The following is a 12,179-nucleotide window of genomic DNA, read 5'->3' as shown; positions in this document are numbered from 1 at the left end:
GCATGCGTATCGCAATTGATTTACACCCGAGCCTGGACGACGCCACCCTGGCACAGGTATCGAACACCGCAGCCGGGCTGGCCGCTGCCGGCCACACCGTGGTGGCGCTGCTGCACCATGCGCACGGCGAGCGGTCCGACGCCGCGCGGCTGGCGCTGGCGCCGCTGCTGGCTGCCCGTCCCGCCCAAGTGCAAGTGCGGGTGCTCGACACCGCGCGCGGCGCCGATGCCTGGCGCCGGCAGGCGGCCACACTGTTGCGCGACACCTTGCTGCGCGACGTGCAGGCCGACGTGGTGTGGCGACCAGCCCCCCCCGTGGCGGATACCGACGGCGACAGCCTGGCGGCCATTCCCGTCATCCACGGCATGTCCAACGCCGACGCGCTAGCCGTGCAGCAAGCGCTGCTGGCTGCCGTGCCTGGCACCGACACGGACATCAGCGTCGGCGGCGCCGGCAGCATCGCTGGCGCGAAACCACGGATGGCCTACCTGTCGCCGCTGCCGCCGCAGCATTCCGGCATTGCCGACTACAGCGTCGAGCTGTTGGCCGAGCTCGAACATTACTACGACATCGAGCTGATCGTCGACGCCGCGCCCGATGCCCACCTGGCCCAGCGCTACACGGTGCGCGACTGCGCCTGGTTCGAGCAGCACGGCGGCCAGTACCAGCGCGTGCTCTACCATTTCGGCAACAGCCCGGTGCACCAGCACATGTTCGCGCTATTGCAGCGCCACCCCGGCATCGTGGTGCTGCACGATTTCTTCCTCAGCAACCTGCTCGACGCGATGGAGCACGACGGCTACGCGCCGCAGGCGCTGGCGCAGGCGCTGTATGCCTCGCACGGCTACGGCGCCTTGCAGGCCGCCGCGCGCGATGGCCGCAACGCCGCCGTCTGGGCCTATCCATGCAACTGGCAGGTGCTCGAGCACGCCAGCGGCGTGATCGTCCATTCCGATTTTTCGCGGCGCCTGGCACAGCAATGGTACGGCGCCGACACCGGCGCCGACTGGCAGACCTTGCCCCTGATCCGGGGCCTGCCGCCCGGCCATGACGCCGGCCGCGCCCGCGCCGCGGCCCGGTCCGCGCTGGGCCTGGCCGAGGACAGCTTCGTGGTGTGCAGCTTCGGCATGATGGGCGTCACCAAGCTCAACGATTTGCTGCTGGAAGCGTTCCTGGCCAGCCCGCTGGCAGCCGACCGCCGCTGCCACCTGGTGTTCGTCGGCAAGGCCGATCCCGACCGTTACGGCAGCGCCATTGCGCACCGGATTGCCAAGTCTGGAGCGGCGGCCACCATCCACATCACCGGCTTCGTCAGCAGCGAGCAGTACGCCACCTGGCTGGCCGGCGCCGACGCCGCCGTCCAGCTGCGCAGCCGCACGCGCGGCGAAACCTCGGCGTCGGTGCTCGATTGCCTGCTGCACGGCCTGCCCACCGTGGTCAACGCCCACGGCTCCAACACCGATCTGCCCGCCGACGTGCTGGTGCAACTGCCCGACGTGTGCGACGCCGCCATGCTGGGCGCCGCCTTGACCGACCTGCACCGCGACGCCGCCGCGCGCGCCGACCTGGCCGGCCGGGCGCGCGCCTACATGGCTGCCCACCACACGCCGCAACAGGTGGGGCCGCGCTTTCACCAGGCGATCGAAACCCTGGCCGCGCACCAGCCGCACCGCCACTACGCGGAACTGCTGGACGCGCTGCGCCGCTTGTCGCCCGCGCCCGCCGGCGCCTTGATGGAGACCGCCGCCGCGATTGCCGCCAACCGCTTGCCACGCGGCCCGCGCCAGCTGTTCGTCGATGTCTCGGCGCTCGTGCATACCGATCTGCGCACCGGCATCCAGCGCGTGGTGCGCAGCATCCTGCTCGACCTGATCGCCGCGCCGCCGCCCGGCTACCGCATCGAGCCCGTGTACGGCACCAGCGGCGGCGCGCCCTACCGGTACGCGCGCGCCTATACCTTTAAATTGCTGGGCTTGCCGCCGGTGGCGCTCGAAGACGCGCCGCTGGAGCTGCGCGCCGGCGACCTGTTCCTCGGACTCGACCTGTTTGCCGGCGTCACCATTCAAAGCCGTTCGCAGTTGCTCGACATGCGGCGCCGTGGCGTGCGCATGCATTTCGTGGTGTACGACCTGCTGCCGGTGCTGCAACCGGCCATGTTCCCGGCCGGCACCGACGATTATTTCCGCGATTACCTCGACACCATCGCCGCCGTGGCCGACGGCCTGGTGTGCATCTCGCGCGCCGTGGCCGACGAATTGCACGACTGGCTGGCGCAGCGGCCCGCCTTTGCACCGGGCGGCCGCGCCGCTGCGGACCCGTTGCCGCTCAGTTACTTCCACCTTGGCGCCGACATCGATGCCAGCGCGCCCAGCACCGGCTTGCCGGCCGACGCCAGCGACATCCTGGCTGCCATCGCCGCACGCTCCAGCCTGCTGCTGGTGGGTACGCTGGAGCCGCGCAAGGGCCAGGCCCAGGCGCTCGCTGCGGTCGAGCTGCTGTGGCAGCAAGGCGTCGATGTCAACCTGGTCATCGTGGGCAAGGCCGGCTGGATGATGGAAGCGCTGGCGCGGCAACTGGAACAGCACGCAGAGCGGGGACGGCGCCTGTTCTGGCTGGCCGGCGTGTCCGACGAAATGCTGCTCAAGCTGTACCAGTCCTGCTCGGCGCTGGTGGCGGCCTCGAACGGCGAAGGCTTCGGCTTGCCGCTGATCGAAGCCGCCCAGCACGGCCTGCCCATCATCGCGCGCGATCTGCCCGTGTTCCGCGAAGTGGGTGGCACACATGCCAGCTACTTCAGCGGCACCGCTCCGGCCGACCTGGCGCAGGCGCTGCGCGACTGGCTGGACCTGCACGCGGCTGGCGCCGCACCCGGCTCCGCCGGCATGCCGTGGCTGACCTGGAAGGCCAGCACCGCGCAATTGCTGCAAGCGCTGCAAGTATCGCCCGTACTCGATGGCCGGCAGCCGTATCGCGTGCTAACTTCCCTTCCATCCGGCACGCCGGCCTTTTCTTCCTTAGGTGCTGCATGAACCCGATCGACCTGTACTCCCCCGACGCCGACCGCATCGCGGTGGTGATCCCCAGCTACCGCGTAACGCGCCACATCCTGGGCGTGCTGGCCGCGATCGGCCCGGAAGTGGCGCGCATTTACGTGGTGGACGACTGCTGTCCCGACCAGTCCGGCGCGCTGGTGCGCGCCGAGTGCCGCGATCCGCGCGTGGTGGTGGTGCAGCACACCGAGAACCAGGGCGTGGGCGGCGCCGTCATGAGCGGCTACCGCGCCGCGCTGGCCGACGGCATGCGCATCATGGTCAAGATCGATGGTGACGGCCAGATGGATCCGGCGCTGCTGCCGCATTTCGTCGCGCCGATCCTGAACGGTGAAGCCGACTATACCAAGGGCAACCGCTTCTTCGACCTCGAGAAAATCCGCCAAATGCCGGTCATGCGCCTGTTCGGCAACGCCGTGCTGTCGCTGATGACCAAGCTGTCGTCCGGCTACTGGGATTTGTTCGATCCCACCAACGGCTACACCGCGCTGCACGCGGACGCCGCGCGCCACCTGCCGTTCGACCGCATCAGCAGCCGGTATTTTTTCGAGTCCGACATGCTGTTCCGCCTCAATACCATCCAGGCGGTGGTGGCGGACGTGCCGATGGATGCCAGCTATGGCGACGAGGTGAGCAACCTGAAAATTTCGAAAATCGTCACCGAGTTCATGGTCAAGCACGCGCGCAACCTGGGCAAGCGTTTGTTCTACAACTACTACCTGCGCAATATGTCGCTGGCATCGCTGCAACTGCCGATGGGCGTGTCCATGCTGCTGTTCGGCAGCGTGTATGGCGCCTGGCACTGGGTGCAGGCGGCCGCGCACGGCGTGGCCACGCCGGCTGGCACGGTAATGGTATCGGCGCTGCCGGTACTGATGGGCATGCAGCTGATCCTGGCGTTCCTGGCCTACGATATCGCGGCAGTGCCGCGCCGCGTGGTACAGAAGAAATCGGTTGCCCGGGCTGCGGTGGTGGTGCGTGATTAAATTGATGCACGCGCTGCGCCAACGCCAGTTCCTGGTGTTCGTGGGCGGCGGCCTGCTGTGCTCCGCGCTCGACGTGGGCGTGATGCAGGGTCTGCTGCTGGCCGGCATGGGTTTCAGCGTGGCGGCCGCTACCAGCGCGGGTTTCGCCACGGGGCTGCTGCTCAATTACGCGTTCCATGCGCGCGTGACCTTCGGCCGCCTGCACAGCGCCGGCGCCTTCCTGCGCTTTTTGTGCGTGGTGGCGCTCAATTACCTGCTCACGATTGCCTTTGTGAGCGCCGCACTGGTGCTGGCCCGCGCGGGCATGGGCGCGGGTGCCGTCAACGATGCCACAGCTGGCGTCGCCTTGATTGGCAAACTGGTGTCGCTGCCGCTCGTGGCGTGCAACGGCTTTTTGCTCAGCAAATACTGGATCTTCCGATGACCACTTTATTGCCGATTCGCACCGACGACGATGCGCTGACCAGGTATGCGCAACTGCTGTCGGCCTGTTTTCCGGGCACCGAAAAATTTACCCGGACCTATTTGCAATGGCTGTACCGCGACAACCCGGACGGCGTGGCGGTAGGCTTCGACGCCTGGGACGGCGACCAGCTGGCGGCGCACTACGTGTGCATTGCCGCGCGCGCCGACATCAACGGCGCCACGGTGCCGGTACTGCTGTCGCTCAATACCGCCACCCATCCGGCGCACCAGGGCAAGGGCCTGTTTACCAAGCTGGCAGCGCTGACGTACGAGGCCGGCGCCCGCCACGGCTACCACGGCGTGTACGGGGTGGCCAACGCCAACAGCACGCCCGGCTTCCTGCGCAAGCTCAACTTCCAGCTGGTGCGCCCGCTCGAAGCGCGGATCGGCTTTGGCACCTTGCCGCCGCCGCGCCCCGGCCCCCGTTCGTTCGCGCGGCGCTGGGACCAGGCCAGCCTGGCCTGGCGCGCCGCCTGTCCCGGCAAGCCGCTGGGTGCGCGCCGCCACGGCGACCTGTGGCAGTTCCACGCACCGGCCATGCCGCTGGTGCACGCGTATGCCGAGGTAGCCGCCGCCAGCCTGCCGCCGGCCATCGCGCTGCCCGAGGCGGGCACCGCCGCACCGGCCACGTTGCGCCTGTTCCTGGGCCTGCGCCCGGACGCCGACGGCGGCTATGGCCGCTACGTGAATATTCCGCAGCGGCTGCGCCCTTCCCCGCTCAACCTGATCTGGCTGCCGCTGGCCGGCAGCGACCAGGGCCGGCTGGCGCCGGAAGCGATCGATTTTTCCTTCCTCGACTTCGATGCCTACTGACACCGCCCTGTTCCTGTTCGCCCATCCCGACGACGAATTCGGCGTCTGGCAAACCATGCTCGACTGCCTGGCGCGCGGGCTGCGCGTGCGCTGCGCCTATTTCACCACCAGCCCGACAGACGAGCTGTCGGCCCGCCGCGCGGCCGAGTCGCGCCGCGTGCTGGGCGCCATCGGCGTGGCCCAGGACGATATCGTGTTCCCCGGCGCCGAGCTGGCCATTCTCGACGCCCGCCTGCCCCATCACCTGGCGCCGGCAGCGGCCTGGCTGGCGCGCTGGTGCCGCGAGGCGGGCACGCCGCAACTGCTGTGCGTGCCGGCGTGGGAAGGGGGCCACCACGACCACGACGCGCTGCACGCGCTGGCTGTCGATACCGCGCAGGCGGCCGGCCTGCTGGCCATCGTGCGCCAGTATGCGCTGTACAACAGCGCCGGCATCCCGAAGCCGTTCTTCACCGTGCTGCGCCCGTTGCCCGCCAATGGCGCGGTCGAACGCACCGCCATACCCTGGAAAAACCGCCTGCGGTTTTGCCGTTACTGCCTGGCCTATCCATCGCAGGCGGTGACCTGGATCGGCCTGTTCCCGTTCGTGCTGTGGCACTACCTGCGGCGCGGTGAGCAAACCCTGCAACCGGTGGCGCCCGCGCGGACCTTGCAGCGCCCGCATGCAGGCGACCTGTACTATGAGCAGCGCCGTTTCTTCACCTGGCCGCAGATGCAGCAACAACTGGCCGCCTGGCGCGCCGATCGAAATTGACCTCCATGACCACTCCTACCCGCTTCACCTCGCGCCTGTCGCACCATGCCCTCCCCTTGGGCGTGCTGTTAATCCTGCTGTACCTGCTGATCCGCAACCATGGCCTGTACCCGGTCGTGTTCCTCGACGAGTGGAGCTACAGCCGCTACGCGCGGCTGGCGCCGCTGGGCGAGGCGATGGTGCCGTCGTACCTGTACCTGTGGCTGTTCCGCGCCACCAATGCGTGCGGCCCGGAATTCCTCGAATGCGCGCGCCTCGGCAATACCGTGCTGTACCTGCTGGCCGCGCCGTTCATGTACCGGGTGGCGCTGCCGCTCGCCGGCCGCCCGGCCGCAATCGTGATCACGCTGACGGTATTGCTCGGTGCGACCAATATCTACACGTCGTTCTTCATGCCCGAAGCCACGTATTTCCTGTGCTTCTGGGTGCTGACCTGGCTCATGCTGGGAGAAGTTGGCGGCACCGGGGCGCGCGGCGCCGTGTGGGCCGGGATGGCGCTTGGATTGATGAGCTTGGTAAAAGTCCACGCCCTGTTCCTGCTGCCGGCCATCATGCTGTACACGGTCTGGCGCAACTGGCGTGACGGCCGCGCAGCTGTCGGCCTGCTCGCTGCCGTGGTCATGGCAGCGTGCATGCTGGCGGTGAAATGGGGACTGGGCTGGCTGCTGGCCGGACCGCCCGGGCTCGACATGATCGGCAGCTTCTACAGCGGCCATGCCGGCGCCGGCAGTTCGCCGCTGCGCCTGCTCCCGCCGGCGCTGTGGAATTTTTACGGCCACGCGATGGCGCTGGTGCTGATGTGGGCGTTGCCGCTGGTCGCCGTGGCCGCTGCTGTCACCAGTCCGACCGCCCGCGCTGCCGCCGGCAAGCCCGGCATCAATGCCCTGGTGTACACCGTGCTTACCCTGGGCGCCACCATGGCCCTGACGGTCGCGTTCACCGCCTCGATTGCCCAGGCCGGCACCATCGAAGGTTCGCGGCTGCACCTGCGCTACTACGGCTTCGTGCTGCCGTTGCTGCCGATGCTGGCCGCCTCGCCGCTGCTGACGGCCAACCTCGGCCAGCGCCTGCGTACCGCGCTGGCGCTGGTGTTTGCCGCGCTGATCGCGTATGCGATGGTGAACCTGTTCAGCCACTTTCCGCATTCGATCGTGGATTCGCCAGAGCTGGCGAACCTTGGCGTATTCAAGATCGGCTTCTATAGCCTGATGACGGTGCAGCTGCTGCTGGTCATCGTGTGGGCCTGGCGCCCGGCGCTGGCGCGCCAGGGCTTCATCTGGGTGCTGCTGCCCATGGTGGCGATCAATTCCGCCGCCACCTCGACCATCATGCTGCTGGTGGCCGCCACTCATCCGCTGCCGGCGGACCGGGCGGGCCACGCGATGTACCAGCAATTCACCCCGGCGCAGCGCGACCGCATGCTGCTGGCCGGCGACGACGCCGCCCTGCTGTATCGCGCGCAGTTCCAGGTGGACAGCCATGCCAGCCAGGTGCTGATATTGCCGCCCGGCGCAGCGATCAACGCCAGCATGCTGCCCGCCGGGGTCGAGACGCTGATGGTGCTGGGCAAACATGCGCTGGCCCCGGACCTGGCGCCACAGGTGGTCACCCCCGATTACACGCTCACGCGCCTGACGCCCACGCCGGTGGCGGACCGGATTGTCGCCACGGTATCGTTCAAGCGCGTGCCGCCCACCAGCCTGGTAACAGTCACCGGCCTGTCGGCGCCCGAACCGTGGGGCACCTGGTCCGACAGCAAGCAGGTCGTGGTGCGCTTTGCCCAGCCGCTGCCGCGCCACATGCTGCTGACCATCGAAGCCCAGGCGTTCGGCCCCAACGCTGGCGCACCGGTCAAGCTGACCGTGGGCACAGCAACACGCGAGCTGGCATTCGCCGGCGCCATCGGCCAGCGCACCGTGCGCATCGATACCGATGGCCGGCAGACCGAACTGGTGTTCGACGTACCGCATCCGACCGCCCCCAGCGCCGCCAATGGCGGCAATGGCGATCCGCGCACGCTCGGCATCGGCCTGGTGAGCCTGACCGTCGGCGCCTTGAACGCGCCATAAAGCCGGGACGCCTGATTATTTGCCCTGCCGCGCCAGCTGCTGGCGCGCAAACAATTCGCCCATGTACAAGTCGCCGCGATAGCTGAGATGGTGGTTGTCGCGGTACATCAGCGTGGTGCCGATCATCGCGTGGCAGCGCTTGGCGTCGCATAATGGCGCGGCCGTGTCGAACACCTGTACCTGCGGGAATTCCTTGAGCAGCGCGTCCCATGCCGGCTTGTGCGCCGCCACGTTCTGGTCGAACACGGCGCGCGGCATGGCGCAATCGATGTTGGTGCGTGAACTGGCCACACCGGCCCGCCGCAGGCAGCCACGCGGCTCGAAGTCGAGGGCTGGCGCATCGTACACCAGGATCACTTCGCGACCGGCCGCCAGCAGCTGGCGCACGGTTTCGCGCATGGCGGCCACCAGCGCCACACCGTCGGCGTTATACGTGTACAGCTTGACGTTGGTGGACACGATCACGGTCTTGATGCCGGGGGTCTCCAGCGCCAGCTTGAGCATCATCGGGGTGGCTTTCTGGTAGCCGTCGCCGCGATCGGGCATGCCCAGGAATGGGGTGCGAGTACCCAGGTACCAGAGGTTTTCGCCCTGCGAGCGGTAGTAGCGGGTCAATCCGGCCACCAGGTGGTAGCCATGGCTGTCGCCGATCAGCAGCACGGTCGGGTCCCGGGCCGGCTGGTCGAGCAGGCAGTATTCGTACAGCGAGGCAAAACCGTAGCGCTGCTTGCAGGCCGCCGCATTGGCCTTGTCCTCGACAATCACCAGGTCCTGCTGCTGCAGGGCGTTATCGACCACGCTGGCGCGCTGCGGCCAGCCATTGCCGGCGTAAATGGCGGCAGCCACCGCCACCAGCGCCAGCATGGCGGCCGCCAGCACGGCCACCTTGATGCGGCCATTGCGGGCGCCGCGCAGCGGCCGCTCGACCAGGCGGTACGTCAGCCATGCCAGCACCACGGCCGCCAGCACGGCGCACCCGCGCACTTTGGCCGACGGCAGGCCCGACTCGACAATGCGCGCAAACGCCAGCAGCGGCCAGTGCCACAGGTACAGCGGATAGCTGATCAGGCCTAACCACACGGCGACCCGATTGGACAGCAGCAGGCGGTTGCACAGCGCTTGCGGTCCGGCCGCGATCAGCAAGGTGGCGCCCAGCACCGGCAACAGCGCCCAGCCGCCGGGAAAGTGGCGGTCGGCGCGCAGCAGGGCCAGCGCCGCCACGATCAGCAACAGCCCAGCCACCGACGCCACGTTGCGCACCTGCGCGCTGCCCAGCTCGAACAGCGTGGTGTGCTCGCTGGCGCCAGCGTGATCGTGCCCGTCCCGGCGCGCACCGATGAACAGCCTGATCCGGTGCACCGACAGGTAGGCCAGCACGGTGCCGAACAACATTTCCCACACCCGGCTGGCCGGCGAATAGAAGGTCGCGCTCGGGAACTTGTGGACGCCGGCCAGGTTGATGGCAAACGACAGCACCAGCACCGACAACGCCAGCGTGAGCACGCTGACACCGCGCCGCCAAGCCAGCCACATCAGCACCGGCCAGACGATATAAAACTGTTCTTCGATGCCCAGCGACCACAAGTGCAGCAGCGGCTTGGTGTCGGCCGCCGTGTCGAAGTAGCCGACTTCGCTCCACAGGAAAAAGTTCGAGAAGAAACCGGCACCGGCCAGCACATGGGTGCCCAGCATCTTGTACTCATCGGGGAACAGGGCAAACCAGCCGAACAGCATGGTGGCAGCCAGCACCAGGATCAGCGCCGGGAAAATCCGGCGCACCCGGCGCACATAGAAATCAGCGAACCGGAAGCTGCCCTGCTCGATGCCGGCGATCAGGATGCTGCCGATCAGGAAGCCGGAAATGACAAAGAAAATATCGACACCGGCAAAGCCCCCGGGCAAGCGCGCCGGAAACGCGTGGTACAGCACCACCGACAACACGGCCAGCGCGCGCAGACCGTCGATATCGGCGCGATAGGCCGGATGCGGCGCGGCAAACGGGGTGACGGGTGAAGCAGGCAAGGATGCAGGCGCGGTATCGGGCAGGGAGGACGTGTGGGGTGTCATGACGCAAACCGCTGATTAATTTCCAGCGATCAAGCATAAAAAAAAGCCATTGTAGTCGAAACCACAATGGCAATATAGTCGTGCAATTTTCACTCACTGCCGGTCAAGGTGCAACCTTGGGGGGCTGGCGGCGCCTGGCTTTATTGCTTCGGCACGCCGCCGAGCAATACTGCCAGCTTTTGCTTGGGCTTGGCCGGGGCATTGCTGGCGGAGGCGCTGGCAGGGGGCAACGTGCTGCGGGCCGGTTCGTACGGCTTGAGGAACCATGGATCGACCTTGTCGCGGCGCGGGGCCATGCCCATGCCGCGCGGGGCGCGGTCGGTCGGACGGCTGGCCGGGCCACGGCTGCTGTCTTCCGGGCGGCGCGGATGGCGGTCGCCACGTTCACTGCGCTCGCCACGGTTGCCGCGCTCTTCGCCAGTGGCGGAGGCGCCGAAGGCAGGCGCAGGATTGAAGCCTTGCAGCTCGCCGCGCTTGATGGTTTGCTTGATCAGCTTTTCGATGTCGGCCAGCAAGCGCTCGTCCTTGTCGGAGTAGATCGAAATGGCGTCGCCGGAGGCGCCGGCGCGGCCGGTGCGGCCGATGCGGTGGACGTAGTCTTCGGCGTTGTACGGCAGATCGTAGTTGATCACGCATGGCAGGTCGGTGATGTCGAGGCCACGGGCGGCAACGTCGGTGGCGACCAGGATGTCGGTCTCGCCCTTCTTGAACGCTTCCAGTGCGGCCATGCGCTCTTGCTGGGTCTTGTCGCCGTGGATGGCAACCGCCTTCATGCCTTCGCGCTCGAGTTCGCGCGCCAGGCGCGAGCAGCCGATCTTGGTGTTGGAGAAGATGATCACCTGTTTCAGCTCGCGCTGGCGCAGGATGTGCGCGGTGACCGCGTGCTTCTGGTTCTCCGCGACCTTGTAGACAACCTGGGTGACCTTGTCGGCGGTCTGGTTGCTGCGCGCGACTTCGATGGTGATCGGGTTACTGAGGAAGGTGTTGGCCAGCTTTTTGATTTCCGGCGAGAACGTGGCCGAGAACATCAGGTTCTGGCGCTGCTTCGGCAACAGATTGATGATGCGCTGCAAGTCCGGCAGGAAACCCATGTCCAGCATGCGGTCGGCTTCGTCCATGACCAGCATTTGCACTTGCGACAGGCTGATGTTCTTTTGCTCGATATGGTCGAGCAGTCGGCCCGGAGTGGCGATGACGATTTCCACGCCGGCCTTGAGCAGCGCCGTTTGCGGCTTCATGTCCATGCCGCCGAATACCACGGTGGAGCGCAGCGGCGTGTGCTTGGCATAGGCCTTGACGTTATCGGCCACCTGCACCGCCAGTTCGCGGGTAGGCGTGAGGATCAGCGCGCGCACCGGGTGGCGCGCCGGCGAGGTGCTGTGGCTGGCATTGGCCAGCAGCATCTGGATGATGGGCAGCGAGAAACTGGCGGTCTTGCCGGTGCCGGTCTGGGCCGCGCCCATGACATCGCGTCCTTGCAGCAGCACGGGGATCGCCTCGGCCTGGATCGGCGTCGGATGCTCGTAACCGGCTTCGTCGAGCGCGCGCTGGATCAGCGGCGACAGGCCAAAGTCGGCAAAGCGCACGCTGGCGACCGGCGCTACCGCTGCGGCTGGCGCAGCCGGAGCGGCTGGTACAACTGGCGCAACCGGCACCGCCGCGACGGCAACCGCCTCGGCTGCGGGCGCAGCAGAGGTTACCGGTGCTGGTGCTGGTGCTGGTGCTGGTGCTGCGGATTCCACGGGTGCTGGTTGCGCAGGTGCGGGTTCCACAGGTGCTGCTGTTGCCACAGGCACTACTGGTGCTGCGGGTACTGCTGGTGCTGCTGGCGTGACTGGTGCAGCAGGTGCATTGGGGGCAGACGGGACGTCAACAGACGGGGTAGTGATCTCGGATTCGGACATAGTGTGTGGGCCGGCCCCTGGGGGACAACCAGCTTTCTTCAATAAACAACAGAATCCGCACCGGGGAAAAG

Annotated in this window: 8 protein-coding genes; 6 read left to right on the top strand and 2 right to left on the bottom strand. The window is 67.4% G+C overall.

Annotated features, from left to right (window positions below; genetic code table 11):
- The first annotated feature begins 2 nt into the window (after window positions 1–2).
- Genes SR858_RS03215 through SR858_RS03190 form a run of 6 tightly spaced genes read left to right on the top strand, consistent with a single transcriptional unit; the run spans window position 3 to window position 8,137 of the window.
- On the top strand, window positions 3–3,029 hold the full coding sequence (locus SR858_RS03215) for a glycosyltransferase (protein WP_019924790.1): 3,027 nt from the start codon (window positions 3–5) through the stop codon (window positions 3,027–3,029).
- Entirely contained in the window at window positions 3,026–4,036 is a 1,011-nt protein-coding gene (locus SR858_RS03210; RefSeq protein WP_019924789.1) for a glycosyltransferase family 2 protein, read from the top strand. The genes SR858_RS03215 and SR858_RS03210 overlap by 4 nt, the downstream gene beginning before the upstream one ends.
- Window positions 4,029–4,460: a GtrA family protein gene (locus tag SR858_RS03205; RefSeq protein ID WP_322534382.1), complete on the top strand. Its 432-nt coding sequence runs from the start codon at window positions 4,029–4,031 to the stop codon at window positions 4,458–4,460. Before SR858_RS03210 ends, SR858_RS03205 begins: the two co-directional genes overlap by 8 nt.
- A complete protein-coding gene (locus tag SR858_RS03200) occupies window positions 4,457–5,314 on the top strand; it encodes a GNAT family N-acetyltransferase (RefSeq protein ID WP_019924787.1) in 858 nt (285 codons plus the stop codon). The genes SR858_RS03205 and SR858_RS03200 overlap by 4 nt, the downstream gene beginning before the upstream one ends.
- A complete protein-coding gene (locus SR858_RS03195) occupies window positions 5,304–6,068 on the top strand; it encodes a PIG-L deacetylase family protein (protein ID WP_019924786.1) in 765 nt (254 codons plus the stop codon). The genes SR858_RS03200 and SR858_RS03195 overlap by 11 nt, the downstream gene beginning before the upstream one ends.
- A gap of 5 nt (window positions 6,069–6,073) precedes the next feature.
- Window positions 6,074–8,137 (top strand): DUF7024 domain-containing protein, encoded by a 2,064-nt coding sequence (locus SR858_RS03190; RefSeq protein WP_019924785.1) that lies wholly within the window; start codon window positions 6,074–6,076, stop codon window positions 8,135–8,137.
- 15 nt (window positions 8,138–8,152) lie between these two features.
- Here SR858_RS03190 and SR858_RS03185 read toward each other — a convergent pair whose 3' ends face one another.
- A complete protein-coding gene (locus tag SR858_RS03185; protein ID WP_019924784.1) occupies window positions 8,153–10,204 on the bottom strand; it encodes an acyltransferase family protein in 2,052 nt (683 codons plus the stop codon).
- Window positions 10,205–10,344: 140 nt separating this feature from the next.
- Window positions 10,345–11,946, bottom strand: a complete 1,602-nt coding sequence (locus SR858_RS03180) for a DEAD/DEAH box helicase (RefSeq protein ID WP_322534380.1) — start codon at window positions 11,944–11,946, stop codon at window positions 10,345–10,347.
- Window positions 11,947–12,179 lie beyond the last annotated feature (233 nt).

The sequence above is a fragment of the Duganella zoogloeoides genome (genome assembly GCF_034479515.1).
Taxonomy (GTDB): Bacteria; Pseudomonadota; Gammaproteobacteria; order Burkholderiales; family Burkholderiaceae_D; genus Rugamonas; species Rugamonas zoogloeoides.
Note: the sequence above shows the minus strand (reverse complement) of the source record. Positions and strands in the feature narration are given on the sequence as shown.

Bases quoted from the DNA above. Each gene is read 5' to 3' on its own strand.
- SR858_RS03215 (WP_019924790.1), top strand. From the start codon at position 3: ATGCGTATCGCAATTGATTTACACCCGAGCCTGGACGACGCCACCCTG.
- SR858_RS03210 (WP_019924789.1), top strand. From the start codon at position 3,026: ATGAACCCGATCGACCTGTACTCCCCCGACGCCGACCGCATCGCGGTG.
- SR858_RS03200 (WP_019924787.1), top strand. From the start codon at position 4,457: ATGACCACTTTATTGCCGATTCGCACCGACGACGATGCGCTGACCAGG.
- SR858_RS03195 (WP_019924786.1), top strand. From the start codon at position 5,304: ATGCCTACTGACACCGCCCTGTTCCTGTTCGCCCATCCCGACGACGAA.
- SR858_RS03190 (WP_019924785.1), top strand. From the start codon at position 6,074: ATGACCACTCCTACCCGCTTCACCTCGCGCCTGTCGCACCATGCCCTC.
- SR858_RS03185 (WP_019924784.1), bottom strand. From the start codon at position 10,204: ATGACACCCCACACGTCCTCCCTGCCCGATACCGCGCCTGCATCCTTG.